The sequence below is a fragment of the Halorubrum hochsteinianum genome, from assembly GCF_023702125.1.
In the GTDB taxonomy this organism is placed as follows: domain Archaea; phylum Halobacteriota; class Halobacteria; order Halobacteriales; family Haloferacaceae; genus Halorubrum; species Halorubrum hochsteinianum.
The window spans coordinates 378,574-402,319 of sequence record NZ_CP098415.1 but is presented as its reverse complement, the minus strand read 5'-3'; the positions used below and the strand labels follow the sequence as shown (position 1 = coordinate 402,319).

General features: G+C 72.8%; 22 protein-coding genes. 13 read left to right on the top strand and 9 right to left on the bottom strand.

What is annotated here, in order from left to right; genetic code table 11:
* Positions 1-14: 14 nt before the first annotated feature.
* Positions 15-554, top strand: coding sequence for a DUF7974 family protein (locus tag NAF06_RS01995; RefSeq protein WP_008581629.1), 540 nt, complete (start codon positions 15-17; stop codon positions 552-554).
* On the opposite strand, the gene NAF06_RS01990 is transcribed toward NAF06_RS01995, so the two are convergent.
* Genes NAF06_RS01990 through NAF06_RS01980 form a run of 3 tightly spaced genes read right to left on the bottom strand, consistent with a single transcriptional unit; the run spans position 551 to position 4,190 of the window.
* Positions 551-1,870: an ABC transporter ATP-binding protein gene (locus tag NAF06_RS01990; protein ID WP_008581628.1), complete on the bottom strand. Its 1,320-nt coding sequence runs from the start codon at positions 1,868-1,870 to the stop codon at positions 551-553. The genes NAF06_RS01995 and NAF06_RS01990 overlap by 4 nt on opposite strands.
* Complete coding sequence (locus NAF06_RS01985) at positions 1,867-2,982, bottom strand: ABC transporter ATP-binding protein (protein WP_008581627.1); 1,116 nt, start codon at positions 2,980-2,982, stop codon at positions 1,867-1,869. Before NAF06_RS01985 ends, NAF06_RS01990 begins: the two co-directional genes overlap by 4 nt.
* Complete coding sequence (locus NAF06_RS01980) at positions 2,979-4,190, bottom strand: ABC transporter permease (protein ID WP_008581626.1); 1,212 nt, start codon at positions 4,188-4,190, stop codon at positions 2,979-2,981. The genes NAF06_RS01985 and NAF06_RS01980 overlap by 4 nt, the downstream gene beginning before the upstream one ends.
* Positions 4,191-4,443: 253 nt before the next feature.
* Between NAF06_RS01980 and NAF06_RS01975 the strand changes: the two genes are divergently transcribed.
* Positions 4,444-5,385, top strand: a complete 942-nt coding sequence (locus NAF06_RS01975; RefSeq protein WP_008581625.1) for an ABC transporter permease — start codon at positions 4,444-4,446, stop codon at positions 5,383-5,385.
* 18 nt (positions 5,386-5,403) lie between these two features.
* Here NAF06_RS01975 and NAF06_RS01970 read toward each other — a convergent pair whose 3' ends face one another.
* Complete coding sequence (locus tag NAF06_RS01970; protein ID WP_008581624.1) at positions 5,404-6,453, bottom strand: DUF8054 domain-containing protein; 1,050 nt, start codon at positions 6,451-6,453, stop codon at positions 5,404-5,406.
* 87 nt (positions 6,454-6,540) lie between these two features.
* The gene (aglJ, locus tag NAF06_RS01965; RefSeq protein ID WP_008581623.1) at positions 6,541-7,575 is read right to left on the bottom strand and encodes an S-layer glycoprotein N-glycosyltransferase AglJ; all 1,035 of its coding nucleotides are present in this window, start codon (positions 7,573-7,575) and stop codon (positions 6,541-6,543) included.
* 130 nt (positions 7,576-7,705) lie between these two features.
* On the opposite strand from aglJ, the gene NAF06_RS01960 reads away from it, so the two are divergent.
* Entirely contained in the window at positions 7,706-8,086 is a 381-nt protein-coding gene (locus NAF06_RS01960) for a DUF7522 family protein (RefSeq protein WP_006629706.1), read from the top strand.
* A gap of 61 nt (positions 8,087-8,147) precedes the next feature.
* On the opposite strand, the gene NAF06_RS01955 is transcribed toward NAF06_RS01960, so the two are convergent.
* Positions 8,148-8,507 (bottom strand): response regulator, encoded by a 360-nt coding sequence (locus NAF06_RS01955; protein ID WP_006629705.1) that lies wholly within the window; start codon positions 8,505-8,507, stop codon positions 8,148-8,150.
* A 262-nt stretch (positions 8,508-8,769) separates the two neighbouring features.
* On the opposite strand from NAF06_RS01955, the gene NAF06_RS01950 reads away from it, so the two are divergent.
* The 6 genes from NAF06_RS01950 to NAF06_RS01925 all read left to right on the top strand — a co-directional run bounded on the left by NAF06_RS01950 (position 8,770) and on the right by NAF06_RS01925 (position 13,516).
* A complete protein-coding gene (locus NAF06_RS01950) occupies positions 8,770-9,801 on the top strand; it encodes a phosphate signaling complex PhoU family protein (protein ID WP_008581622.1) in 1,032 nt (343 codons plus the stop codon).
* A 122-nt stretch (positions 9,802-9,923) separates the two neighbouring features.
* Positions 9,924-10,106 carry a DUF7525 family protein gene (locus NAF06_RS01945; RefSeq protein ID WP_008581621.1) on the top strand — a complete coding sequence of 61 codons (183 nt, stop codon included), beginning with the start codon at positions 9,924-9,926 and terminating at the stop codon, positions 10,104-10,106.
* 115 nt (positions 10,107-10,221) lie between these two features.
* Complete coding sequence (locus NAF06_RS01940; RefSeq protein WP_004598402.1) at positions 10,222-10,449, top strand: DUF7123 family protein; 228 nt, start codon at positions 10,222-10,224, stop codon at positions 10,447-10,449.
* Between the two features lie 78 nt (positions 10,450-10,527).
* Positions 10,528-10,959 carry an SRPBCC family protein gene (locus tag NAF06_RS01935; protein WP_008581620.1) on the top strand — a complete coding sequence of 144 codons (432 nt, stop codon included), beginning with the start codon at positions 10,528-10,530 and terminating at the stop codon, positions 10,957-10,959.
* Entirely contained in the window at positions 10,956-11,762 is an 807-nt protein-coding gene (locus NAF06_RS01930; protein ID WP_008581619.1) for a nitrilase-related carbon-nitrogen hydrolase, read from the top strand. The genes NAF06_RS01935 and NAF06_RS01930 overlap by 4 nt, the downstream gene beginning before the upstream one ends.
* A 743-nt stretch (positions 11,763-12,505) precedes the next feature.
* Positions 12,506-13,516 carry a presenilin family intramembrane aspartyl protease PSH gene (locus NAF06_RS01925; protein WP_008581618.1) on the top strand — a complete coding sequence of 337 codons (1,011 nt, stop codon included), beginning with the start codon at positions 12,506-12,508 and terminating at the stop codon, positions 13,514-13,516.
* 360 nt (positions 13,517-13,876) lie between these two features.
* Here the strand turns inward: NAF06_RS01925 and NAF06_RS01920 are convergent, their stop codons facing one another.
* Together NAF06_RS01920 and NAF06_RS01915 are read right to left on the bottom strand one after the other, a co-directional pair.
* Complete coding sequence (locus NAF06_RS01920; RefSeq protein ID WP_008581617.1) at positions 13,877-14,386, bottom strand: PUA domain-containing protein; 510 nt, start codon at positions 14,384-14,386, stop codon at positions 13,877-13,879.
* 69 nt (positions 14,387-14,455) lie between these two features.
* On the bottom strand, positions 14,456-18,229 hold the full coding sequence (locus tag NAF06_RS01915) for a tetratricopeptide repeat protein (RefSeq protein WP_008581616.1): 3,774 nt from the start codon (positions 18,227-18,229) through the stop codon (positions 14,456-14,458).
* Between the two features lie 117 nt (positions 18,230-18,346).
* Here NAF06_RS01915 and NAF06_RS01910 point away from each other — a divergent pair, with 117 nt between their 5' ends.
* Positions 18,347-19,918, top strand: coding sequence for an aldehyde dehydrogenase family protein (locus NAF06_RS01910; RefSeq protein ID WP_008581615.1), 1,572 nt, complete (start codon positions 18,347-18,349; stop codon positions 19,916-19,918).
* A gap of 32 nt (positions 19,919-19,950) precedes the next feature.
* Here the strand turns inward: NAF06_RS01910 and NAF06_RS01905 are convergent, their stop codons facing one another.
* The gene (locus tag NAF06_RS01905; protein WP_008581614.1) at positions 19,951-20,862 is read right to left on the bottom strand and encodes an HD domain-containing protein; all 912 of its coding nucleotides are present in this window, start codon (positions 20,860-20,862) and stop codon (positions 19,951-19,953) included.
* 118 nt (positions 20,863-20,980) lie between these two features.
* On the opposite strand from NAF06_RS01905, the gene NAF06_RS01900 reads away from it, so the two are divergent.
* The 3 genes from NAF06_RS01900 (at position 20,981) to dapB (ending at position 23,730) form a co-directional block, all read left to right on the top strand.
* A complete protein-coding gene (locus NAF06_RS01900) occupies positions 20,981-21,664 on the top strand; it encodes a haloacid dehalogenase type II (protein WP_008581613.1) in 684 nt (227 codons plus the stop codon).
* 282 nt (positions 21,665-21,946) lie between these two features.
* The gene (gene dapA / locus NAF06_RS01895) at positions 21,947-22,945 is read left to right on the top strand and encodes a 4-hydroxy-tetrahydrodipicolinate synthase (protein ID WP_008581612.1); all 999 of its coding nucleotides are present in this window, start codon (positions 21,947-21,949) and stop codon (positions 22,943-22,945) included.
* On the top strand, positions 22,942-23,730 hold the full coding sequence (gene dapB / locus NAF06_RS01890) for a 4-hydroxy-tetrahydrodipicolinate reductase (protein WP_008581611.1): 789 nt from the start codon (positions 22,942-22,944) through the stop codon (positions 23,728-23,730). The genes dapA and dapB overlap by 4 nt, the downstream gene beginning before the upstream one ends.
* Positions 23,731-23,746: the final 16 nt, after the last annotated feature.

Sequence of the window (23,746 nt, the reverse complement as noted above, 5' to 3'; positions counted from 1 at the left end):
CCGTAACGCTGCCAATGCGTCGGATCTACGAGTCGAACGCCCTCCACCGCGACGACGAGGAGGCTCACGCGCCGTCGGAGAAGGAGCGACAGACCAAGCTTCAGGCGCTCCGGTCGGTCCCGTCGTCGACGCTGAGCGACCTCCTGATCCCCCGGCGCTTCCGGCACCTCCCGATCTCGGTGTCCGTGGAGACGGACGACGACGAGTACGAGGTCGGCGAACCGGTCCCGTTCCGCGTGACCCTCCGCAACCGCCTGCCGGTGCCGATATCGGTCCCGACCGTCTCCCCGCTCCTCTGGGAGTGGACCGTCGACGGCAACGTCGAGGCCGCCGAGGTCCCGATCCGAGACCCGCCGGACGAGGAGGGGACGCTCTCGTTCGACCGCGGCGAACGCAAGGAGTTCCGGAAGCGGTGGGACCAGCTGTTCAGGGTCTCCGACAGCGAGTGGGAGCCGGCGGGCGTCGGAAGCTACACCATCGGTGCCGCGATCAACGCGACGGACGCCGAGGAGCGCGGTCTGACGGACGAGACGACGGTGCGGATCGTCCGCTAATCGCCGTTTCCGTCCGACCGGACCGCTCCTGCGCTCTCTCGGCCGTGCCGGAGACAGCTGACGCTTCCGGATTTCCGCCGTTCTCCTTCGTCCACGGTCGGCCGCTCGACGGCTGCCGGCGTCTCGCGCTCGCAGACGCTCGGGAAGGCCGCCGCCAGCGCTTCGTCGGCGGCGTCGACGTCGCCGTCCGCGAGCCTCCGGGCCGCGTCGTCGACCGCGGCCTCCGCGTCGGGGTCGGGGAGCTCGGCCCCGAGACCGACGGCCTCCCGGACCGCCGCCGCGGGGTCCTCGGCGTCGCCCCCGGGATCGTCCGTTCCGGGGTCTCCCACCGCGTCCTCCGGGAGCTCTCCCGCCTGAACGGAGAACCTGAACTCGGCGATCGCTCGCCACGTCTCCGCGGGCACCGAGAGGTCCGCCGGGGGGATCACGTCCGGACACCGGGGGTGGAACCGGCACCCCGACGGCGGGTCGCTCGGGTCCGGGACGGTGTCGGTCAGCGGCCGATCGAGCGCTCGGTCTGTCGGGTCGAGGGAGGGGACGGAGGAGAGCAACACCCGCGTGTAGGGGTGGGCCGGGTCCGCCAGCACGCTCTCGGTCGCGCCGCGCTCGACGATCTCGCCGAGGTACATCACCGCCACCCGGTCACAGTTCCGACGGACGACGTCGAGGTCGTGGCTGATAAAGAGGAGGGCGATGTCGAACTCGCGCCGGACCCGGTCCAAGAGGTCGAGTATCTCGGACCGCACTCGGGCGTCGAGCGCGCTCGTCGGCTCGTCTGCGACGATGAGGTCGGGGCTGACGACGAGCGCCCGCGCGATCGAGATCCGCTGTTTCTCGCCGCCGGAGAACTCGTGCGGGTATCGGTTCAGGTCGTCCGCGGACAGCCCGACGCGTTCGAGGATGTCGGCGACGACCGCGCGCCGCCGCTCGGCGTCGTCGAGCCCGTGGATCTTGAGGGGTTCCGCCACCGCCTCGCCGACCGTCATCCGCGGGTCGAGCGCGTCGTTCGGGTCCTGAACGATAAGCTGCGTGCGCCGGCGGAAATCCTGTCGGTCCGCCCCGGTCAGCTCCGAGACCGGGTCGCCCTCGAAGCGGACCTCGCCGGCCGTCGGCTCCTCCAGTCCCAAGAGCGCGTGGGCCGTCGTCGTCTTGCCGCTCCCCGACTCCCCGACGATCCCGAGGGCCTCGCCGCGCTCGACGTCGAAGCTCACTCCGTCGACGGCGCGGACCCGGCCGACCTCGCGCCGGAGCAGCCCGCGGGTGATCGGGTAGTGCTTCTCTACCCCCCGGACCGAGCAGATCGGCTCGCCGCTCATCGCCGCTCGCCCTCCGTCTCCGGGGCCGAGGTCGCCGACCGGTCGACGGCCGACCGCCGCGACTCCCGCTCCGCTCGGCTCTCGACCGGCGAGGTCGCGTTCTCGCGGATCGCCGACGGGTCTCCCTCCGGGCCGTAGTGAACGCACGACGCCGCGTGGTCGGGCGAGTCGCCGACCGCGTGGAACGCCGGCTGCGCGCCGCCGGCGCACTCCTCGACCGCGTGCGGGCACTCCGCGCGGAACCGGCAGCCGTCGGTCGGGATCCCGCCGCGGGCGGTCCGCTCCGCGACGGCGGCCCGGTCGCCCGTCCCGTAGCTGTCGAACAGCGCCTGCGTGTACGGGTGCGAGGGAGCGTCGAACACCGCCCCGACCGGGCCGCGCTCGACTATCGTGCCGCCGTACATCACCAGCACGCGGTCGGCGACGGCGGCGACGACCCGCAGGTCGTGGGTCACGAGCAGCACGCTCGTCCCGTCGCCGACGATCGACCGGAACAGGTCGAGCAGCCGCGCCTGGACCGTGACGTCGACCGCGGTCGTCGGCTCGTCGGCGATCAGCAGGTCCGGGTCCCCCGACAGCGCGACCGCGATGGCGATCCGCTGTCGCATCCCGCCGGAGAACTCGTGCGGGTAGCTGTCGAGCCGCTCGGCCGCCCGCGGGATGCCGACCCGCCGCAGCAGGTCGACGGCGCGGTCCCGCGCGCCCGACCGGCTCACGTCCTCGTGGATCCGTATCGGCTCCGTCACCTGCTTCCCGACGGTGTACACCGGGTCGAGCGCGCTCTGCGGGTTCTGGAACACGTGCGCGATCCGCCGCCCGCGGATCGACCGCAACTCCGCCTCCGACCGGTCGGCGACCGACTCCCCGTCGAACGCGACCCCGTCGGACGACACCTCGGCCGGCGGCTGCGGGACGAGACCGGTGAGCGACTCGCACGTGACGCTCTTGCCGCTGCCGGACTCGCCGACCAGACACACCGTCTCGCCGCGCTCGACGTCGAAGCTCACCCCGTCGACCGCGTGGTGCCACCCGTCGTCGGTCCGGATCCGGGTCCGAAGGTCGCGCACGGAGAGGAGCGGGCTCCCGTTGCTCCCGTCGCGGCGCGGCGTCACGAGCGGTCACCTCGGGGGTCAAGGGCGTCCCGGACGCCGTCTCCCAGCGTCTTGAACGCGACGAGCGTCGCCGTCAGCGCGGCGGCCGGAAGCGACGACACCCACCAGATCTTGTACGCCGGCTGGTCGGCGTGCTCCTGTAGCTGTCCGGCGACCGCGGCGTTGATCGACTCGCTGATCGTCGACCCCCACGAGTAGGTGCCGATCTCGTGGAACCCGAGGAAGGCGACGCCCGCCTCGACGAGGACGAACAGCGCGAGCAGCTGAAACGTCGCCGGGACGAGCGTGTTCGTGCTGTTCGGGAGGATGTGCCGTCGGGCGACGTACGCGCCCGACGCCCCGAGGCTCCGCGCGACCAGCACGTACCCCTCCTCGCGGCGCTGGATCACTTCGCTGCGGACCAGTCGGGCGATCCCGCCCCAGCTCAGCAGTCCGAACGTCGCGAGCAGCAGGAGCAGCGAGGGACCGTAGTAGGCGTAGCCGACGAAGTACAGGAGCAGCGCGGGAATGCACAGCTGAACGTCGACGTACGACGACAGCAGGTCGTCGACGACGCCGCCGCGGACCCCGGCGACGACGCCGACCGCCGCGGCGAGCGGGACGATGAACGCGGCCGAGATGACGGTCACGTACGCCGCGGTCCGAGCGCCCTCGACGAGCAGGAACCCGAGCGGGTGGCCGCGCTTGTTCGTGCCGAGCGGGTACGCCCACGACCCGTGACACACCCGATCGAACGCGCCGCCCGTCTCGACGCCGAGACACTCCTGCGGCGGAACGGTGCTGGCGAACCCGACGGGCGGGTGGAACGCGTGTTGGAACCGGAGCGGGGGCGACCCGCCCAGAGCCGGGCCGACGAGACCGACGGCGAGGAGGCCGGCGACGAACGCGCCCGAGAGGGCCACACCGGGCCGCCGCCGAACGAGGTCGCGGAGCGAGACGGGTCGCCGTCGGAGCCGCTTCGCCAGCGGGACGACGCCGTACGCCGCGAGCACCGTCGCGGCGAGGAGGAACACCCAGTCGAGCGCGACCGGCCGCCAGTCCCCGACGAGGTACAGCCCCGGCGACGACGCCTGATACGCGACGCCGAGCGCGAGGAGGGTCGCGCCGGTCGCCAGCACGGCTCGCTCGGCGGTGACGGTCCGCTTCGAGCGCTGAATCTCGTCCCAATCGAGGCCTTCGAACCGCGGCTCGTCTTCTGTCGGCGGCATGTGGAGGGTTGCCCGTAGTATCGACGGACGGCGGTTAAAACCACCTCACCGATCCGCGGTCCCGCCCCGCGCCTCGTCCGTCGGCCGCGGCGGACCGACGACGGGCGCGGCGGGTACGCACGTGATTTAATGTCCTCCCGGTCGTGGTGTCCGCAAACGTGCCCTCCGAACCGTTCCCAAAGCCCTCGTCGCCCTCCGGTCTCCCACGGACCCCTCGTCCGACGACGCGAGCGTCGAACGGGGGTGGGATCTCGTGAACCCCCTCCGGATCCTCGCGAAGCGGGCGGCGATGGGGCTCGCGACCTCGTGGGTCGTCCTCACGACGATATTCGCGCTGTTCACGCTCACCGAGGACTGGGTGTTGTCCGGTCAGATCGGGCTCGCTAGGTACGGCGGCGAGAGCGACCCCGAGGCGCTCGCGGCGATCAGAGCGGAGTACTTCGCCGCGCGCGGACTCGACAGGCCGCTGATAGAGGTGTACGCCGACTGGCTCGGGAACATGGTCACGCTCGACTGGGGGAGTTCCCTCGCCTCCGGCGAACCGGTGTTCCCGCTCGTGATGGACGCGGCGGCCCGGACGGCCGCGTACGTCGTTCCGGCCCTCGCTCTGGCCGTCGTCTGCGGGGTCTCGATAGGGACGGTCGCCGCGCTGTACCCGGAGCGCCGCGTCGGGTCCGCCGGCGTCGCGGCGGCGTACCTCCTCTTCGCGCTCCCGGGCTTCTGGCTCGGCGGAATGGCCTTCTCGTTCACCGTCGACGGCCGGCTGGACCCGCCGCCGTTCGTCTTCGACCACCTGCTCCCGATCGGACTGGCGTTCGCCGCGCTGCTCGGCGGCTACGTCAGCTACTCCCGCGCCCACTCGCGGGAGTACGCCGCGGCGGAGTTCGTCTCGCTCGTCAGGGCCAAGGGCGCGTCCGGGTACCGCGTCGCCGCCCACGTCCTGCGGAACGCCGCGATCCCGTTCTTCTCGATGCTGTTCACCGAGGCGCTGGGGCTGCTCGTGCTCTCGACGTTCGTGATCGAGGCCCTGTTCGGCATCGAGGGGTTCGGACTCCTGCTCCTGCGGGCGGTCGCCGCCCGAGACCTCCCGGTGTTGCTCGGCGGGACCGTCGTCGTCATCGGCGTCGGCGTGGTCGGGAACGTCGTTCAGGACATGGCGTACGGGTACCTCGACCCGCGGGTCGAGATGGGATAATGGGTCGCTCGGGACGGCCTACGGCGTGATCCCGGTGTCCTCGCCCGGCGTCGCGATCTTCTCCGGTTCGAGTTCGAGGACGTGTTCGCCGCAGCCCTCACACCGGATCGCGATCACCTCGTGGGCCATACAGCAGGACTCGACGGTGTCCGCGGTCGCGGCGACCTCGCCGCCGCAGACCGGACACGAGGAGAGGAACGACCGGAGCGACTGGAGGATGGAGAGCCGCTGTTCGGCCGGCACGTCGAGCCACCGGTCGGTGCGCTCGACGAGCGCGAGGTGCGCCGCCACGTCCGCGAGGTACGCGCCGTCGCCGGGCCACTTCCGAACGCGCCGTAAGACCGTCACCGCGGGGTACTCCCGGTCCTCGAAGGCGACGTCGTCCGGGCTCACGCCGAACATTTCGGCGAGCGTCTCCGCCCGCACGTCCGCCCGTTCGAGCGACGAGACGCGCGACTCGACCGCATCGGCGAACTCCTCCTCGAAGACGAGGTCCGCGCCGTCCTCCGTCGGTTCGACGACGCCGATGTCGAGCAGGAGCTCGGTCGGATCCACGGCGTTCTCGCGCTGGTCGCGGATCCGTTCCACCGTCTCGAACTCCGGTTCGTCGTCCGCGGGCGACTCCTCGGTCTGTTCCGCGGATCGGTCCTCGGCCTCGTCCGCGGACCCGTCGGAAACTTCGGCGGCGGACCCGGCGTCGACCTCGGTCACGCCGTCGGCGCTCTGGTCCGCCTCGAACGTGGTCACCGTCACCTCGCCGGACCGCCCGGCCTCCTCCCACCCGTCTCGGGGGCCCTCGGGGGCCTTCCCGAACAGGCGGAGCACGCGGTCGGGGAGGTACCGCTTCGTGAGTTCCGGCGTGCCGGGGACCAGGTAGCCTCGGTAGTAGATGCTCCCCAGCGACGCGACCAGCACGGCCGCCGCGGCCACCGGGCCGAAGGCCGCTGACGCCACGGTCAGCGCCGCGGCGAGCGCCACGTTCAGCACGGTACACGGAACGCAGCGGTTCTCCCCGGTGTACTCCGGTTCGCGGATCCTGTCTCGAAACGACGTGCCACGGGAGCTCATACCCGAGGAAGTCCCCGGAGCGACAAAAGCGATGGTATCCCGGACGCACCGCCCGCAGACCGTCGGCCGCCGGGACCCTACCGTCGGTCAGTCGCGTGCGTCGCCCGGCCCCTCGCGGCGCGCGGACTCCCCGCCGCGGGCATCGGGGCCGCGGCCCTCGGCGGCGTCGCGTTCCTCGACCTCCGACGGACGCCGGGCCGCCCGGTCGTCGACCGCCCGTTCGTACCGCTCGATCTGCTCCACGTGGAGCGAGTGGATCATATCGGCGAGGACGCCGAAGACGAGCAGCTGGATCCCGAGGATCGTCGCCCCGACCGCGCCGACGGCGATCACCTCGTGGCTGATCCCGAACGCGAGGTACCGGTACAGCACGAACGCCGCCAACAGGATCCCCGCCGCGGTCGACGCCACCCCGGCGCTCCCGAAGTAGAACAGGGGGTTGTTCGTCTTCGCCTTGCGGTACAGCTCCAGGAAGATCACGCCGCCGTCCCGAATCGGGTGGAGGTTCGTCGCCGAGCCGCCGGGACGCTCCCGGTACGTGACCGGCACCACCGACACCGAGAGGCGGTTCTTCACGCACTCGACGGCCATCTCGGTCTCGATGCCGAACCCGTCCGCGGTGAGGTGGAGTCGCTCGAACGACTCGCGGGTGAACGCGCGGTATCCCGAGAGGATGTCGCGGTAGTTCTCGCGGTGGATCGCCCGAAACGCGAGGTTGATCAGGCGGTTCCCGATCCGGTTCAGCCGCGTCATCGCCCCCGGCCGCATGTCGGCGAACCGGTTCCCGATGACGTGGTCGGCGTCGCCGTCGAGGAGGGGGTCGAGCATCGCCGCCGCGTCCCCGGCGTCGTAGGTGGCGTCGGCGTCGGCCATCAGCACGTACGACGCGTCCACGTGGTCCCGGACCGCCTCCCTGACGGCCTGCCCCTTCCCGCGCCCCGACTGCTCGACGACGCGCGCGCCGGCCTCCCGGGCGATCGACCGGGTCTCGTCCGCCGAGCCGCCGTCGATCACGAGGAGCCGATCGAAGCCGGCGTCGCGGAAGTCCGTGACGACGCGTGCGACCGTCTCGGCCTCGTTCATCGTCGGCAACAGGACGCAGACGTCGTCGTACTCGCTCATCAGACGAGCGATCACCCGGCAGTCGCTAAACTCTGTCCCTCTCGGCCGTCGCGGACCCCGCCCGACCACCGCCATCGGCTCCGGCCCGGCCACCCACACGCTCATGTGTGTGAGCATTGATCGTGGTCGTATGTCACATCCACCGACCGAACGGACCGACGAGCTCCTCAGCGCGGCCCGCACCGCGACGGGCGACGAGCTCCGGAGCCTCACGTACTTCACCGAAGACGACGTCGAACAGCTGTACCTCCGCAGCGACCTGAGCCGGACCGCGGACCTGGTCGGCTTCGCGGAGAACGAGCGACAGGGGTTCCGCGCGCAGTCGCTGTACGCGGACACGCAGCTGGGCGACTACCGGTTCACCGTGCGCGTGTTCGAGAACGGCTACCTCACGCGGGTGATCGCCGGCGGCCACGGCGTGTGGCTGACGACCGACTCGATGGAGATCGACCGGTTCGAGGAGTTGGCGAGCGCGCTCGCGACGATTCTCCGGTCGTTCGATCCGGCCTGACTCGACGATTCACCGGTCGTTCGGTCCCGTCGGAACCCCGCGACGCGGTGCGACTACAGAGCTATCCGAGGTGGCTCTCGAACTCGCCGACCAACTCCTCCGCGTCGACGGGCTTCGTCACGTAGCCGTCGGCACCCGCCTTCACCGCCTCCATCATCTTCTCCTGCTGGTCGACGCTCGTGCACATCACGATCACCGCGTCCGGCCAGCGGTCCTTGATCGCGGCCGTGGCCTCGATACCGGTCATCTCCGGCATCACGACGTCCATCGACACCGCGTCTGGCTCGTACGCCTCGAAGAGTTCGACCGCCTCTGCCCCGTTTTCCGCCTCGCCGACGACCTCGAACCGGTCCGCCAGCGCATCCCGGACGACGGTTCGCTGGAAGGAGGAGTCGTCGACGACGAGTACCCGCTCGGTCATACCTGTTATCCCCGCCTGACCGACATAAGCGCGCGGATCGTTCGCCGCCACGCGAGCCGTCCGTCCCCCCGCGAGCCGTCCGTCCCCCTGCGAGTCGTCCGTCCCTCCGCGAGCCGTCCGTCGCCGAGACGTATCGCTCGCCGCCGCGGTCGGTCGCGCGGCCACGCGAGGAACGCCGATCGGGAATTTTCCTTGTATATCCGGGGAAGCGTATAATGAACATGGGAACAACGTTAAGGTCTATCCCGCGATACGGTCGCGCATGGAAACGCGGAAGGTCCAACGGTTGGGGCCGTCGACGCTGGCGATGACGCTCCCGGCCGAGTGGGCGCAGGAACACGGCGTGAACAAAGGCGACGAGGTGTCGCTGCGGATGGGAGGCAAAGGGACGCTCACGGTGTTACCCGAGTCGGTGAGCAGCGAGGAGTCGGAGGCGGTGATCAACGCCGACGGCCTCGACGCGCGCTCGCTCGAACGCGCCATCGTCGCGCAGTACGTGCTCGGCCGGCGCGTGATCCACGTCCGCAGCGAGGGGACCCTCGACAGCGAGCACATCAACGCGGTGTACAAAGCCGAGACGCAACTGATGGGCCTCGGCGTCATCGAGGAGACGCCGGAGGACATCTCGATCCGCTGTTCGGTCGACCCCGAAGACTTCACCCTCGACAACCTGCTCGAACGGTTAGAGAACACCGGCTCGACGATGCGCGGCGAGGCCGTGAAGGCGCTCGCGCACGGCAACCCCGACCTCGCGCAGCGCGCGCTCAACCGCGAGCGGCAGGCGAACAAGATATTCGTCCTCCTGCTCCGGCTCATCTTCACCGCCTACCAGAACCCGAACCTCGCCCGCGCGGTTGGTCTGGAGGAGGGCTTCCCGCTGATCGGGTACCGCTCCGTCGCGAAGAACCTCGAACTCACCGCCGACAACGCGGAGGACATCGCCGAGATCGTGATGGAGGCCGACGGGCACACGCTCGACGTCGACAGCGCGACGATGCGCCAGATCCGCGAGTTCACCGATCAGGTCGACGACCTGACCGCGCTCGCGGTCCGGGCCGTCGTCGAGCGCGACTACGACCTCACCGTCGAATGCCGCGACCTGTTCTCGCGGCTCGAAGACCGCGAACAGGAGATCCTCGACGAGCTCCCGAACGACCTGGACAACGAGACGCTGCTGATGACCCGCGAGGTGCTGGTCAGCCTCCAGCACACCGCGGAGTACGCCATGCGGAACGCCGAGATCGCGGCGAACCTCGCGCTCAACGAGGCGTCCGAACACGTCGAGATCATCTGAGGCGCGCGGGCCGTCGCCCCCGAGGGCGACTTCTTCTCGACGACCGTCCGCCGCCGAGCCTCTGCCGCCGGCCGCGCCGCTCGGTTCGCATGAACTAAGTGGTCCCCCGCGAAGCGGTTCGTATGAGCGAGGGTTCCATCGAATCGGACAAGGAGGTCGGCGTCGCGCTGGCGCTCGGTGCCATCGCGGTCGTCGGTGCCGCGGTGATGCTGGCGTACCCGGGACAGCTCGGAAAGGCGTGGGGATTCGCGGGCGCGTTCGTCTTCGCGACGCTCGCCGTCGGCGCGGTTCAACTGTTCGACTGACCGGCTCTCCGCGCCGTCTCCGCCGGCCGCCGGATCGGTCTCTCTCCGCGGCGTCGTCGGCGTCCGCTCCGGAAAACGAGAAACCGTTAAGAGCGTCAGACCCGTATATCCGTCAATGAGCGAGTACACCGAGGAGGAACAGCGGATCCTCGCGTACCTCACGGACAGCGTCACCCGTGGCGAGCGGTACGTTCGCTCGAAGACGATCGCCGACGCGATCGGTCTCACCGCCAAGCAGGTGGGATCGCGGCTCCCCCGTCTCGCCGAGAAGTCGGACGATGTCGACATCGAGAAGTGGGGCCGCGCCAAGTCGACGACCTGGCGCGTGACGCCGGACGGGTGAGAGCCCGCCCCGCCGCGTTCTCCGCCCCCGACTCCGCCGACGCGCATTTTTAACCCCCGTAGCCCCAAACGGGATCGTATGACCGTTCGAGTCTCGCGGACGTTCGAGTTCGACGCGCCGCCGGCCGACGTGTGGGCGTTCATCTCGGACGCGGAGCAGCGCGCGGGCGCGATCAGCGTGGTCGACTCCTTCGAGGTCCACGACGACGGGAGCGCGACCTGGCACGTCGCGCTGCCGATACCGATGATCCGCTCGACCATCGACGTGGAGACGGAGGAGGTCGAGCGCGACGCCCCCAACCGGGTGAAGTTCGTCGGGAAGTCCCGCGCGTTCCGAGTCACCGGCGAACACGAGATCACCGAGACCGACGACGGCGGCTGTCGCCTCGCCAACGAGTTCGTGGTCGACGGGCGGCTCCCGGGCGTCGAGTCGTTCTTCAAGCGGAACTTCGACGCCGAACTGGACAACCTCGAAGACGCGCTCCGGGCCTCGCTGGCCTCGCCGGCATGAGGCTCGCCGGCGTCCAGTTGGAAGTCGAGGGGGGCGCGGTCGCGGAGAACGTCGACCGCGCGCTCGACCGGGTCGCGGCGGCCGCCGACGAGGGAGCCGACCTCGTCGTCCTCCCCGAACTGTTCGACGTGGGCTACTTCGCGTTCGACTCGTACGGCCGGGCCGCCGAGAGCCTCGCGGGCGACCGCCTCGCCCGGTTCGCCGCCGCGGCCGACGACCACGACGTGGCGGTGCTCGCGGGGACGGTCGTCGAGGACCTGTCGGCGTCGGCGGCGGACGGGATCGACGTGCCGGCGGAGTCCGGCCTCGCGAACGCCGCGGTGCTGTTCGACGCCGACGGCGAGCGTCGCCTCGTCTACCGGAAGCGGCACCTGTTCGGGTACGGCTCCGAGGAGACTGACCGGATGGTCCCCGGCGAGCGGACGCCGGTGACGGAGGTCGCGGGCGTCACGGTCGGCGTGACGACCTGCTACGACCTCCGGTTCCCGGAGCAGTTCCGCGCGATGGTCGACGCGGGCGTCGAGTGCGTGCTGGTGCCGAGCGCGTGGCCCTACCCGCGGATCGAACACTGGCGGACGCTCGGCCGCGCGCGGGCCATCGAGAACCTCGCGTACGTCGCCGCCGTCAACGGGAGCGGCGAGTTCGGCGACGACGCCCTCTGCGGCCGGAGCGCGGTGTACGACCCGTGGGGGACCGCGCTCGCGTCGGTCGGCGACGACCCCGGGGTCGTCGCCGCGACGGTGGACCCCGAGCGGGTCGCCGCGGTCCGCGAGGAGTTCCCGGCGCTCCGGGACCGTCGGTGAATCGGTCCGCGACCGGATCTCACATATTTATACCCCTGAGGCACGTACGATCGGATGCCGAAGTCCGACGCTTTTCTCGTTGGAGTTCGGCGCTGACAATCCGCGCGCCCGTCCCGACCACCCGGGCGGCGTCGCCGACGACAGCCTGGGGGTCCGCTGTCCGGCCGCCGCCCGTCCGCCCGCCTCCCACCACCTCTCCGTTCGCCTTTCGTCCACCCCTTTCCGCCGCCTCCCGTTCAGTTCTGCCACTTCCCGTTCAGTTCCGTCTCCGGTCGCGTTCCCCGCTTCGGCTCGTTCCCCGCTTCGGCTCGTTCCGCGTCCCGCGCCTCTCCGCACCTCGTATCCGTCCGCGCTTCGCCGGGTCCGTCCGCCGGCGGTCGCCACCGCTATCGCTCGTTCCCTCGCGACTGTGCGAGTTCGTTCGGGGACGGCGCGGCCGGGATCCCGCCGCCGCGACGCGAGTATCCGAATCGATAATTTGAGCGGTACGTTCTTACGTCAGTCGCCGGAGAGAGTAAACGCCGCGGACGAATCCGACCGGCCCCATCCCCTCCGGGGCGGGCCGGTCGGCCACTCGCTTCCACCGTCCGTCGTCCGCCGGCTTGGGTTCGGGCCCACCCGCTCCCACACCGAGCCCGGACCCGTTTCTGTCGCGCCGTGCCTCCGACCGGGAGCCGACGGTCTCGCCGTTCGCGGCCCGGAAGCGCAAGGACGAAGCCCCCGGCCGCCGAACCGGCGGTCGAATGTTCCCCCGCGAGTACCGCGGCGTCGCCTTCGTGGTCGGGCTGTTCCTCGCCGTCCAACTGGGCGCGCTGGCGCTGGTCCCGGAGTTCGCCGAGAGCGGCTACCAGGCGGTCGAGAACCCCGACAACCCCGCGAACAGTCTCGTGTACGTCGCCGCCATCGTCGCGATGACCGGGCTGATGCTCGCGGCGTTCCGCTACGACCTCGACGGGGCGATCCGCCTGCTGATCGTCGGCGTCTCCGCGTACCTCTCGTGGTACGTCTTCTCGGCGCTCGTCCCGCCGCTCGCGGCCGCGGTGCCGGCGCTCGCGGTCGGGGCCGGCCTGCTCGTTCACCCGGAGTGGTACGTGATAGACACCGCGGGCGTGCTGATGGGGGCGGGCGCGGCCGGGCTGTTCGGTATCTCCTTCGGGCTGCTGCCCGCGCTGCTGCTGCTCGCCGTGCTCGCCGTCTACGACGCCATCTCGGTGTACGGCACCGAGCACATGCTGTCGCTCGCCGAGGGGATCATGGACCTCAACATCCCCGTCGTGCTGGTGATCCCGCTGTCGCTGTCGTACTCGCTGCTCGACGGCGAGACCGCGAGCGACGAGGCCGCCGGAGTCGGCGACGACGGGGGATCGGACGGGGACGTTGAGGGCGCTTCGGACGCCGAGGGCGATGTAAACGAGGGGGGAGACCCCGCGGAGCCGGCCGAACCCGGCGACCGCGACGCCTTCTTCATCGGGCTCGGCGACGCCGTCATCCCGACCGTGCTGATCGCGAGCGCGGCGACGTTCTCGTCGGCCCCGGACCTCGCGGTCCCGCTCCTCGGGGTGAACCTCCCCGCGCTGCTCGCGATGGTCGGCACCCTCGCGGGCCTGCTCGTCCTCATGCGGTGGGTGATAAAGGGACGCCCGCACGCGGGGCTCCCCCTCTTAAATGGCGGCGCGATCGGCGGTTACCTGATCGGGTCGGTCGTCGCGGGCGTGCCGCTGATCGAGGCGCTCGGCGTGGCGGCGTTCTTATAAGCGGGTTCGAGCGTATCGTCGTGGTCGGTGACAGGGTGGACCGGCATCTCGGCCACCCGGCTACACGCAGTTGCTGCCGAGAACACGACCGCCGAAGCCCCAGCCGCGAGGCGGACAGACGCTCGCTGCGGTCCTCACTCAGTCGCTGTCGCTCCCTCGTTGCGGTCCTTACGTCGCCTCTGCCCGCCTCGCGGCTGCCCCTTCGAGTCCCGCCCAGCAACAGCCCCGCACCTCACGCCTCCCCAGCCTCGTCGCTGGCACCCTCCGCTTCGCTCCGGGGCCAGCGACTCCCTCGCACGCGCTCCTCGCGGCCGCCGGGGGCGACCGCTCGGAGGCGCGCGCCACCGCGGAATAACAGTGTCAGTCGTCGTCCGCGGGGTTCCCGTCGCGCGTCTTCACGGCGACGCCGGAGCCGAGCTGTTCGGCCTCTCTGCCCGAGAGTTCGGCGCGGCCGACACCGAATATCGCGTCCGTCTCGTCGACGACGAGCACCTCGTCGCCGGGGCGGATCCCGTCGTCGGCCGCGGTCACGAACTTCGCGAACGTGTTTCGCCCCTCGCGCACGAACGGCTCGCTCTCCTCGCCGACGACCATCCGGTGTCGCGGGGCGGCGAACGCGGCGTGGAGGCGTTGCCCGCCCGCGAGCCCGAGGGTGAACCGCCCGTCGGTGCCGTACGAGACGAGGCGGTCGCCCTCGCTGCTGCCGGGCGTGTCGTCGACGTCGCCGTCGATCACCTGTCGGGGGCGACCGCCGCTCGACCGGCGCACGGTGAGTAGGTCGTCCGGCGGGAACAGGGCCTCGCCCGCGCCGGCCCCGAACTGGTAGTCGGCGGCGGTCCGCAGGTCCGCGATCGTCTCGGCGTCGGTCATGCCCGCGATACCGACCGCGCGCCCAAAGCGGTTGCGACACCGCCCGGCGGCGGGGGCTGCGCCGGCGCGTCAGCCGAGCGCGGGATACCTCGCCTCGACCCCGCCGTCGACGCGCCAGCGGTCGGCGATCTCCTGGTACGCGGCCGGATCAGCGGCTGATTCCGCGGAAACCGCGTTGGGCGGCGACGCTCGGAGCGCCTCGCCCAGCGCCTCGGGGTCGACTCCGGCCGATTCGTCGGACTCACCGGTCAGCAACTCCGCGAGCCGGTCGGCCGCGGTAACGACGGCGACCGCGCCCTCGACCCGCCGACCGAGGTCGAGGGCCGCGGTCAGCCGGTCGGCGGCCGCGTCGGCGTCGCCGCGCGCGGCGGCCGCTGCTCCGAGCGACGCGAGCGCCTCGGCCTCGACCTGCGTGAACCCCCCCTCCCTCGCGGCGTCGACCGCGGACCGCAGCGCCGCCGTCGCGGCGTCGGGGTCGCCGCGGGCGAGCGCCAGCCGTCCGCGGACCCGGTCCGTCTCGGCGAGTCGCTTGTGGCCGGCGTGGTCGTCGAGCAGCGACGCGGTCCGTTCCAGCCGGCGCTCGGCCGCCGAGAGGTCGCCGCGGTCGACCGCGACCTCCACGAGCATCGCGGTCACCATCGCGCACCGCGCGTCGGCGTCGAGCGCGTCGAGGCGGTCGAGCGCGTCCGTCAGGAACCGCTCCGCCCGGTCGAGGTCGCCGCCGACGTACGCCGCGCTGCCGAGGTGGCTCAGCGCGAACGCCTCGTACATCTCCGACCCGACTTCCTCGGCGACCGCGCGGGCCTCCGACGCGTGGGCGACCGCCTCGCCGACCGCGCCGCGCTGCTCGGCGACCGCCGCGAGGTTCAAAAGGCAGATGGCCTCGCGGTGTCTGTCGCCGACCGTCCGGTAGCCGTCGAGCGCGCGGCTCGCCGTTCGCTTCGCGGCGTCGAGGTCGCCGCGCCGCCGCAGCGCGACCGCGAGGTTCGTCCGGACGTTCGCCTCGCCGTGGGTGGCGTCGTGCGCCCGGAACAGGTCGCCGGCGACGCGGTAGTGGTCGAGGACCGCGTCCGTCCCGTCGAGCGCGTCGAGCGCGTTGCCGGCGTCCATCAGCGCCTTCGCCATCCCGATAGGGTCTTCCGCCTCGGCGGCGATGGCGTACGCCCGCGACGCCGCCTCGTAGGCGGTCTCGTAGTCGCCGTCGAAGTGCGCCGCCTGCGCCCGTCCCCTGACGGCCGCCGCGAGTCCCTCTCGGTCGCCGGCGGCCGCGAACAGCTCCTCTGCCCGTTCGAACCGCTCCCGCGCCGCGTCGTACTCGCCGCGGCGGCGCGCCACGTTGCCGTACTCGCGCTGGCGCTCCGCCTCCCCCGCGTCGTCGACCGGTCGCCACGCGTCGAGCGCCTCGGTCGCGCCGTCGAGGTCGCCGGCGTCGACGTACATCCGCGACACCCACTCCGGCGGGCGGTCGCGCAGGTCGTCCGGGCACGCGTCCGGCAGGTCGATCCACGCGTAGCGGACGCGGCCGTACAGCGCCGCGAGCCGCGGGTAGCGCCGGCCGACGCCGTACACCGCTCGGACCGTCTCCGCCGCCCACGCGCCCGGGTCGCGTCCGATCCGATCCACCGTCGGCGCGTCGCCTCCGACCGCCCGCCGGACCCGGGCGCGACGCGCCGGGTCGTCGGCGAGCGCGAGGACCCGCGAGACGGTCCGTCCGACCCGCCGCGCGGCGACCGGCTCCGGCTCCCGCTCCACCAGCCGCTCTAAGAACAGCACCGACCACTCGTCGTGGACGGTGCGGTACCCCCCGTCGCCGGACCCCACGAGGGCCGTTCCGGTGAGCCTGTCGAGCGCCCGGCGGACCCCCTCGACCGTCGGCGACGGACCGCCGCCGTCCTCGCGCGAGACGCCTCGCTCCGGGCAGTCGACGAGCGCGTACGCCAGCGTCCGAACGTCGCTCACGCCGGCGACGTTGAGGAGGTTCACCAGCACCGCCACGTCCGCGGTCGGCGGGGGGCGGCTCTCGACCTCGCGGACCGCCTCCGCGACCGCGGTCTCCAGCCCGGAGGTCGGTCCCGCGTCGTCCTCGTCGGGGGAGTTCTGCGCCGGTCCGTCCGCGCCGTCGCGCGTCGCGCCGTCGGCGGCGTCCCGCACACCTCCCTCGACGCCGGTCCCCGTCTCGCCGTCGGCCGCGCGGACGAGGCGGTGGACGAGACACAGCAGTTCGCCGACGCGCTCGTCGTCGGCGCGGCGCACGTCGGCGAGCAGCGATCCCGGGTCGGCCGCCGGGGCGGACCCGGTGCGCTCGGCGACGTGGCGGACGAACCGCTCGACCTCGCGCTCGTCGAGCCGCGGGACCCGAACGGTCTCGATCCGCCGCCGGTAGCGGAGGTCCGCGGGCGAGAGCGGGAGGCCGTCGGGGTCGTCGTACGGCTCCTCGCGGGCGTCGAACAGGAAGGAGACGTCGTCGCGGTCGGCCAGTTCGCGAGCGACCCCGACCGCCTCCGCGGCCCCCGGATCCACGGCGTCCTCGACGACGACCAGGTGGTGGCCGTCGCCGCCGGCGACGCGCTCCCGCAGTCGCTCCGTCGCGGTGAACGCCTCGCCGCCGCCGCTCGCGCGGTACGTCACCGGGCCGCGGCCCGACCGGTACCACTCGACCGCGACGCTCCGGCAGACGGTGCTCTTCCCGCTCCCCGGCGGCCCGACGAGCGCGTGGTCGGTCCCCTCGGCGAGGCCGTCGACGAGCAGTCCGGCGATCGAGCGCCGCCCGCCGTCGCGGGCCGCGGTCCTGTTGAGGACGTGCCCCGCGTCGACCTCCGGGAACGACGCCGTCGCGCGGAGCGGCCCGCGCGGGTCCGGGTCCCCGGCGAGGCGATCCTCGTCGACCGCGTGGAACCCCTGCGCCGAGAGCGCGTCCCGCCCCCGCTCGCCCGGGTCCGCCGGACCGAAGAGCGCGCCGCCGTCGCCGTTTCCGCCCGTCGAGGCCTCTGGGGCGTCGCCTCCCGGGGCGTCGGACTCGGCGGGGTCACCCGCCGCCGACCTGTCGTCGGTCGCGGGCGCTGCGCCGCGGTCCATCGCCACGAGCGCCTCGCCGCCGTCCCGCCCCCGGCCGATCAGGTCGCGCACCCTCGTCTCCGCCCACGCGAGCGCCTCCGGGTCCGTCGACGACGCCGCGCCGTGAAGCGTGCCGTCGCCGTCGAAGACGAGGAGGAGCGCGACGCCGTCGGCCGCGACCAGCCCGACGTCGAAGGCGTCGACCGACGCGATCCGACACCCCCCGCGGCGCGCGACCGCGCCGAGGTCGTCCGGGAACCGGTCGGCCGCGTGCCGGTACGCCCGCTCCGCCAGCGCGAGGTCGACGGTCCCGCCGCCGACCGCGGTCCGACGGAGCCGCTCCGCGATCCGGGGGTAGGGGAACGCCGGGAGGGCGGCGGCGACCGCGTCGGCGTCGGCGAGGGCGTCGTCGAGGACCTCCAGCGGTCGGTACGGGTCCGGGGCCGCGGCCCGGTACGTCTCCGCGTCCCGGAGGATCGCGGGGGAGACGCCCGCGTCCGCGCCGAGCGGGTCGAGCACGTCGCCCGCGGCCGCGAGGTCGTCGGCGACCGTGAGGAACCCCCGATACTCGTCCGCCAGCAGTCGGCCGGGCAGCGTCGTCCGGTAGCCGTCCGTCTCGCCGGCGACGAGCCCCGCCGCCTCCAGTTCGTCCACCGCGCGGTTCACCGTCGACCGGGAGTGGCCCAGCGCGTCGACGAGTTCGTGTTTCCGCAGCGGCTCCGCCGCGAGCCGTTCGAGGAAGTCGAGGCGGCGCTCCACGACGCCCACGAGTTCCGACGGCTCTGTCATACGTCCGCTCGCACCGCATCCACCGATATAACTGTTTCCTCGTTGACGGCTCCTCGCACGGGGTGACCCACTGTTTCACGGGGTGAGAATAAGGCGGATCGCGTCGCAGTCGGAGGCATGACCGGGAACCGCACGGAGGACGGCGACGCGACGGGAGCGACGAACGAGCGCGACGGGACGGACGCCCCCGATCGCCCGGGACCCGCCGACGGCGTCGGCTCGAACGGCGAGCGCTCCGGGGGGGACGGCGACGCCTCGGCGTCCGCCGCCGCCGAGCGATCCGCAGCGCCTGCCCAGAACCCGACGGCTCGCACGGAGCGGGCCGTCGCGGCGGCGCGGGCGGCGGCGGACGACCTGGCCGCGTGGGACCCCGACGACGTCGACGGACTCGTCCGGGCGGTCGGCGAGCGGCTGGCGGACGGGGAGACGGTCAGTCGGCTCGCGCGGTCGGCGGCCAACGAGACGGGGCGAGGGCATCCGGGGACGAAGGCCGAGAAGATCGCGAGCGCGCTCGACGCCGCGCGCCGGTCGCTCAGGGGCGCGCCGACCGCGGGGGTGGTCGACCGCGACGGCGCGGCGGGCACGGTGACCGTCGCCGGGCCGCTCGGCGTCGTCGGCGCGTCGGTCCCGGCGACGCACCCGGTCGTGGTGCCCGCCGTCCTCTCCCTGTACGGGCTAGCGGCGCGGAACGCGGTCGTCTTCGCGCCCTCGCCGTCGACCGTGGAGACCTGCGACGTCGTCGTCGAGACTGTCCGCCGAGCGCTCGCCGAGGCCGGCGCGCCGACCGGCGCGGTGTCGATGCTGCCCGCGCCGGCCTCGAAGCCGGCGACGGACGCGCTGTTCGAGCGCGCGGACTTCGCGGTCGCCGCCGGCTCCGAGGCGACGATCGCCGCGGGACAGCGCTGCGGGACGCCGAACGTCGCGGCCGGCGCGGACGGGGTCGTCGCCGTCGCCGACGGGTCGGTCCCGGCCGAGGCCGTGGCGACGCGGGTGGCAGTCGGGGCGACGTACGACTTCGGCGCGCACCCCGCGGGCGACGCCGCGGTCGTCACGGTGTCTCCGGCGGTGGGCCCGCTCCGTTCCGCGCTCGAAGACGAGGGCGGGTACGTCCTCGACGCCGCCGACCGCGACCGCCTCCGGGCGCTGCTCGACGGGCCGAGCGAAGGCGGGGACGACGCCACCGGCGTCGACGCCGAGTCGGACCCGCGCGGGAACTCGCCGCGCTGGCTGGCGGCCGCGCTCGACCTCCCGAGCGCGGCCCGGCGGGCGGCGTTCCTCGTCGTCGAGCCGGAGGGTGCCGACGACCCGCTCGCGACGCTGCCCGGGATCCCGGCGGTCGCCCTCCACGGTCGCGACGGGTTCGACGCCGCGACCGCGCTCGCGGCCGAGATCGGCGAGCCCCACGCGGCGGCGGTCCACACCACCCAACAGCGCCGCGCCCGCCGCGTCGCGGAGCGGCTCGCCCCCGGCCGTCTCGTGGTCAACCAGCCCGGGATCGCGGCGTCGGGCGCGCGGTCGAACGGGTTCGACGCCGCGCCCCTGCTCGGGGGCGGCACCGCGGAGGGGAGCCAGCTGTGCGGCGGCCTCACTCCCGACCGCCTCGCGCGGACGACGACGGTCGCCGCGACGGCCGTCGCCGACGAGGCCGATCATCGGAACGGCGCGGGCGAGACGCTCCGCGGCCCCTGAGTCGCCCCCCGACCCTCTCGGCGGGCGAGTGCTCAGAGCTCGATCCGGTCGACGATGGTCCCGTTACCGTCGACCCCGTCGCTGTGCGTGTTGATCGCGACGGTCCGGATCCGGTCTTCGAGCAGCGACCCCTCGATCTTCGCCTTCAACAGCGAGTCGACCTGATAGACGCCGGCCGCGTTGTTCATGCGTATCACGACCTGAACCGGCGTCTCGTCCCCCTCGCGGAGCGAGACGCGCTCGATCGCCTGCGAGGAGACCGTGTTGATCCCGCGGCCCCCCTCCTCGTAGGGGACCCGCGAGCGGCCGCGCTCCATGTCCAGCCCGTCCGCGATCCGCACGACGCCGGCCTCCAGCGTGAGCGGCTTCTCCTCGGTGTGGTGGCACAAGATCGCGTGGAGCACCTCGGCCTTCACGCGCACTCGATCGGGCACGTCGTAGAACGAGGGGAGCAGATCGTCGAGCAGGTCCGCCGCCAGCGGGATCGAGTAGTACGGGTGGTCGTGGCGGTGGACGACGTGGCCGATGTCGTGGAGCGTCGCCGCCAGCGCGACGATCACCGGCTCGTCCGCCTCGGCCAACCCCTGCTGGCGCGCGCCGTTGAACTCGACGCCGCCGGACTTGAGCAGGTCGTAGAGGCGGAGCGCGCGGTCGCGGACGATCTCGACGTGTTTCGCGCCGTGGTCGTTGTACCCCTTCCGGGCGACCGGGTTGACGTTCTGCGCCTCCAGGTAGGCGACGATCTCCTCGTCGGTCTCGATCCGGGCGAGGACCTCGTTGAGCCGGTCGTCCGGGAACGCGTGGTCGGCGTCCGGGTCGTACTCGTGGCGGTCGGCGTCGGCGTCCGCGTCGATGTCCTCGCGGGCGGCCGACGCGTCGTCGTCGGTCGGATCGGGGGCGTCGTCCGCGGTCGGATCGGGGACGTCGTCGGCAGGGTCGCTCATGCGTCCCCCAGAGTTGCCCGGCGGGGATAAATGTGCGAGCCGCGGGCCGGCGACGCGGGGGTCCGAGGCGTCGCCGGTGCCCCGGCCGCTTATCCCGCCGCCGACTGTGGGTCCGCGCATGGCGCTCGACGCCGACCGGGTCTCGACGGTGACGTTCGACTCGTACAGCACGCTCGTGGACGTGGACGCCGCCGAGGCGGCGCTCGCGGACCGCGTCGCCGACCCCGAACCGGTGTCGCGGCTGTGGCGGTCGCGGTCGCTGGCGTACACGTTCGTCGCGAACGCGGTCGACGCCTACCAGCCGTTCTACGAGATGAACCGGGACGCGCTGACGTACGCGCTGGCGGCGCACGGCGTCGACCTCCCCGACGCGGAGCGCGACGAGATCCTCGCGGTGTACCACGAGCTGGAGGTGTTCGACGACGTGCGCGACGCCATCGGTCGGCTGCGCGACGCCGGCTACGACTGCTACGTCCTCTCGAACGGCGACCCGGAGATGCTGGCGTCGATGGTCGAGCACGCCGACATCGGCGACCTGATCGAAGACGCGATCAGCGCCGACGAGGTGGAGACGTTCAAGCCCGCCGCCGGGCTGTACCGCCACGGCGCGGCCCGAACTGGCACCCCCATCGACGAGGTAGTCCACGCCACCGCCGGCTGGTTCGACGTGCTGGGCGCGCGCCACGCCGGGATGCAGGCCGCGTGGGTCGACCGGAAGTCGACGCCGTGGGAGCCGTTCGCCGGCGACCCGGACGCGACCGTGGAGACGCTCCACGAGCTGGCGGACCTACTCGGGGCCTGAACCGGAGACTTGCTCGGTGCCTGAACGGGTGGGTCCGGCGATGCGACTCCGCGACCGCCGCGGCAGTTTCGACCCGAGACACAACCTATAAGCGCGAGACCGTTCGATAGGTCGGTGTGTCTCGACCCGCGTTCGCGCCCGGCTCGCCGACGCCACCAGCGACGCGGCTCTTCTCGAAAAAACGCGCGTGAGCCGTCCGCCGGCGGGAGTGGCGACCCCGTCCCGGACGACCCTCGGCGCGCGCACAGGTCCGCTCACCGACCCGGACTCGCGGCAGCACCCATGACAGACACGACCACCACGACACCCTACGCGACGCAGGACGAGACGAACAGCGACCCGACGGACCCGCCCTTCGAGGGCGTCTACCCGGCGATGACGACCCCGTTCACCGACGGGAACGCGGTCGACCACGAACAGCTCGCGGAGAACGCCCGCTACCTCGAACGCGCCGGCGTCGACGGGGTCGTCCCCGTCGGCTCGACCGGCGAGTCGGCGACGATGACCCACGACGAACACGTCGCGGTGATCGAGACGGTCCGCGACGCCGTCGACGACATCCCCGTGATCGCCGGGACCGGCTCGAACAACACCGCCGAGGCGCTCTCGCTGTCCGAGCGCGCGGCCGACGCGGGCGCTGACGGGCTCCTCCTCATCTCGCCGTACTACAACAAGCCCGAGCCGGCCGGCTTCCTCGAACACTACCGGACGATCGCCGACGCGGTCGACCTCCCGCAGATCGTGTACAACGTCCCGAGCCGCACGGGCCAGTCGATCCCGGTCGACGTCACCGTCGAGCTGGCCGGACATCCGAATATCCGGGGGTACAAGGCGGCTTCCGGCGACCTGAACCTCATCAGCGAGGTGATCGAGCGCACCCGCGACGAGGCGTTCGCGGTGCTGTCGGGCGACGACGGGCTCACGCTGCCGGTCCTCTCCGTCGGCGGTGCGGGCACGATAAGCGTCGTCGCCAACGTCGAGCCGGAGCGCACCTGCGCGATGGTCGGGGCGGCGCTCTCGGGCGACTACGACCGCGCGCGGGCGCTCCACCACGAGCTGTCGCCGCTCGTCCGCGAGCTGTTCGCCGAGACGAACCCGATCCCGGTGAAGGAGGCGATGTACCTCCGCGGGCGCGGCGGTCCGCACGTCCGCCCGCCGCTCTCTCGGCTCTCCGAGGGCCGACGCGAGTCGCTCCGCGAACTGCTGGCCGCGTACGACGCGAGCGCGCCCGGGTCCGTCGACCGGGAGCGCCTGACGGCCGCGACGCGGGGTGCCGAATGAGCGCCGACCCCCTCTCCGTCGCCGTCACCGGCGCGGGCGGCCGCATGGGCCGCGAGGTGCTCTCCGCCGCCGCCGACCGCGAGGGCGTCGCGGTCGCGTTCGCGGTCAACCGCAGCCCGGTCGACCCGGTCGCGGGGGTCGCGGTCGAGCCCGCCGACGACCTCGACGACCTGCTCGCCAGCGAGGAGCCGGATGTCCTCGTCGACTTCACCGGCCCGGCCTCGGCGGTCGCGTACGCCGAGGCCTGCGCCGACGCGGGCGTCCCGCTCGTGACGGGGACGACCGGCTTCGCCGACGCGCAGCTCGACTCGCTGCGGGCCGCGAGCGACGCGGTCCCGGTGCTCAAGGCGTCGAACTTCGCCCGCGGCGTGGCCGCGCTCCGCCGGGCGGTCCGGGAGGCGGCCGCGGCGCTGCCCGGCTACGACGTGGAGCTGACGGAGACCCACCACAACGGGAAGCGGGACGCCCCCTCCGGCACCGCGAAATCGATCCTCGGCGACGTGGAGGACGTGCGCGGGGACCTCGACGAGCGCGTCCACGGCCGCGAGGGCGACGCCCCCCGGAGTCCGGGCGAGGTCGGCGTCCACGCCCGGCGCGCGGGCGACGTGACCGGCGAACACGAGGTCCTGCTGGCCGGGAACCGCGAGACGCTCGAACTGACCCACCGCGCCGGCGACCGCGGCGTGTTCGCCGAGGGCGCGCTCGACGCCGCCGCGTGGCTCGCCGGCCGCGACCCGGGCTGGTACGGGTTCGGCGAGGTGCTGGACGCGGACGGAGATGCCTGACACGCATACGGACATC

Bases quoted from the DNA above. Each gene is read 5' to 3' on its own strand.
- NAF06_RS01940 (WP_004598402.1), top strand. From the start codon at position 10,222: ATGAGCGAGTACACCGAGGAGGAACAGCGGATCCTCGCGTACCTCACG.
- NAF06_RS01925 (WP_008581618.1), top strand. From the start codon at position 12,506: ATGTTCCCCCGCGAGTACCGCGGCGTCGCCTTCGTGGTCGGGCTGTTC.
- NAF06_RS01930 (WP_008581619.1), top strand. From the start codon at position 10,956: ATGAGGCTCGCCGGCGTCCAGTTGGAAGTCGAGGGGGGCGCGGTCGCG.
- NAF06_RS01915 (WP_008581616.1), bottom strand. From the start codon at position 18,229: ATGACAGAGCCGTCGGAACTCGTGGGCGTCGTGGAGCGCCGCCTCGAC.
- NAF06_RS01960 (WP_006629706.1), top strand. From the start codon at position 7,706: ATGTCACATCCACCGACCGAACGGACCGACGAGCTCCTCAGCGCGGCC.
- NAF06_RS01970 (WP_008581624.1), bottom strand. From the start codon at position 6,453: ATGAGCTCCCGTGGCACGTCGTTTCGAGACAGGATCCGCGAACCGGAG.
- NAF06_RS01945 (WP_008581621.1), top strand. From the start codon at position 9,924: ATGAGCGAGGGTTCCATCGAATCGGACAAGGAGGTCGGCGTCGCGCTG.
- NAF06_RS01990 (WP_008581628.1), bottom strand. From the start codon at position 1,870: ATGAGCGGCGAGCCGATCTGCTCGGTCCGGGGGGTAGAGAAGCACTAC.
- aglJ (WP_008581623.1), bottom strand. From the start codon at position 7,575: ATGAGCGAGTACGACGACGTCTGCGTCCTGTTGCCGACGATGAACGAG.
- NAF06_RS01955 (WP_006629705.1), bottom strand. From the start codon at position 8,507: ATGACCGAGCGGGTACTCGTCGTCGACGACTCCTCCTTCCAGCGAACC.
- NAF06_RS01980 (WP_008581626.1), bottom strand. From the start codon at position 4,190: ATGCCGCCGACAGAAGACGAGCCGCGGTTCGAAGGCCTCGATTGGGAC.
- NAF06_RS01900 (WP_008581613.1), top strand. From the start codon at position 20,981: ATGGCGCTCGACGCCGACCGGGTCTCGACGGTGACGTTCGACTCGTAC.
- NAF06_RS01920 (WP_008581617.1), bottom strand. From the start codon at position 14,386: ATGACCGACGCCGAGACGATCGCGGACCTGCGGACCGCCGCCGACTAC.
- NAF06_RS01910 (WP_008581615.1), top strand. From the start codon at position 18,347: ATGACCGGGAACCGCACGGAGGACGGCGACGCGACGGGAGCGACGAAC.
- dapB (WP_008581611.1), top strand. From the start codon at position 22,942: ATGAGCGCCGACCCCCTCTCCGTCGCCGTCACCGGCGCGGGCGGCCGC.
- NAF06_RS01905 (WP_008581614.1), bottom strand. From the start codon at position 20,862: ATGAGCGACCCTGCCGACGACGTCCCCGATCCGACCGCGGACGACGCC.
- dapA (WP_008581612.1), top strand. From the start codon at position 21,947: ATGACAGACACGACCACCACGACACCCTACGCGACGCAGGACGAGACG.
- NAF06_RS01950 (WP_008581622.1), top strand. From the start codon at position 8,770: ATGGAAACGCGGAAGGTCCAACGGTTGGGGCCGTCGACGCTGGCGATG.
- NAF06_RS01935 (WP_008581620.1), top strand. From the start codon at position 10,528: ATGACCGTTCGAGTCTCGCGGACGTTCGAGTTCGACGCGCCGCCGGCC.
- NAF06_RS01995 (WP_008581629.1), top strand. From the start codon at position 15: ATGCGTCGGATCTACGAGTCGAACGCCCTCCACCGCGACGACGAGGAG.